The sequence below is a fragment of the Fortiea sp. LEGE XX443 genome, from assembly GCF_015206815.1.
Classification (GTDB): domain Bacteria; phylum Cyanobacteriota; class Cyanobacteriia; order Cyanobacteriales; family Nostocaceae; genus Nostoc_B.
Genome location: NZ_JADEXZ010000156.1, coordinates 1 through 1414, shown reverse-complemented (window position 1 = coordinate 1414; position 1414 = coordinate 1). Strand labels below are relative to the sequence as shown.

At 42.3% G+C, this 1414-nt stretch carries 2 protein-coding genes; both read left to right on the top strand.

Translation table 11 applies throughout. The features are described from left to right. The coding region (locus tag IQ259_RS27465) for a hypothetical protein (protein WP_228014820.1) at positions 1–190 on the top strand (190 nt) is incomplete at its 5' end. Between the two features lie 75 nt (positions 191–265). Further along, a complete protein-coding gene (locus tag IQ259_RS26885) occupies positions 266–1216 on the top strand; it encodes a class I SAM-dependent methyltransferase (RefSeq protein ID WP_193889019.1) in 951 nt (316 codons plus the stop codon). The last annotated feature ends 198 nt before the right edge of the window (positions 1217–1414 follow it).

The window sequence follows — 1414 nt, the reverse complement described above, 5'->3', positions numbered from 1 at the left end:
GTTGAGTGCAGACATTTATCTTGCATATATTTGGGAGGAAAGAGCAGTTGCCGACGGCAACTGCTCTTTCCCCCTTCAGAATGATTATCATTTTTATGGCTTGTATATCTTATTCTCTGGAAGTCCCTTAAGTGAAATCGCAAAAGAGCCGTTAGAAGGAGAGTTAAAAGTGAAAGAGAAGAAAGAATAGAAAAAACAATGCTTGGGAAAGATAGATAAAACCTAAAATAGGTATAGGCAATTATCGCTTCATTTCCTCAAAGTGATGAAAAATAAAATCAAACCTGATTGGGCTGGTGAAAGCATACTCTCCAAGTTCGTTAATCTGCTGATCCAAACCAAACCTGTTTACAATGTGATGAAATACCAAGCTAGGCAAGTATTAATCACAACAGCAGAAAAAAACGGTATTCCCTGGCGCAAAAATGCCGAAGCACTACAAGCGCTGATGACAAAACAACTGCTAGGGGCAGTTACTAACCCCGGAGTTGTGTATCCAGAATATTACAAAGTACCATTCCATGCTTACGCTGAGGGTAATCTTTGCTGGGAAGCGGCTTTTGAAGCGGAGTCAGCTACCTACGCCATGTCTTTGCGTGTTTGGCCGCAAGAAAATCTGACTTGGGAAGCTGCTCATGGTAGACTCAGAGGCACTTTTCATGATGTTTTGGCAGCTTACGGCCCTGTGCAGGTGAGGGAAGTTCTTGATATTGGCTGTTCAATAGGTCTATCTACTATGGCACTACACCGTTACTACCAGCAAAAACAACAGCAGCCAATTCGCACCGTTGGTTTGGATTTGTCGCCATATATGCTGGCTGTCGCCAAGGCTAGGGATGTTAATAATGAAATTTCCCAGTGGGTTCATGCTAGAGCCGAAAATACAGGATTACCAGACAACTCCTTTGATTTGGTAACTCTCCAGTTTGTGGCTCACGAACTTCCTAGCTACGCCAGCAAAGAAATTTTCGCGGAAGCTAAACGATTACTACGACCTGGTGGTTACATTGCCTTGGTAGATAATAACCCGCGATCGCCTGTCATTCAAAATCTACCTCCTGTACTCTTTACTTTAATGAAAAGTACGGAACCTTGGAGTGATGATTATTATGGTTTTGATATTGAGTTGGCATTACAAGAAGTTGGCTTTTCGCCCACAATTGAAGTTGCCAGCGACCCACGCCACCGGACTATTATCAGTAAAAAGCCGTTATAGGTGATAAGAACTGTAGACGCTTCTACTACTTCCCTCAGGGTAGAGTCACGGCATTACGGATACAGTGCCGTGATTCTACTTTGTTGTATTATTTTGTAGGTGAGTATTTTCTAATGTCAGTAAGTATAGCAGGGGACAGGTGACAGGCTACAGGGTTAAAAGTCTTTTATTATCTAGGTTTTACCATCTGTTTATTAG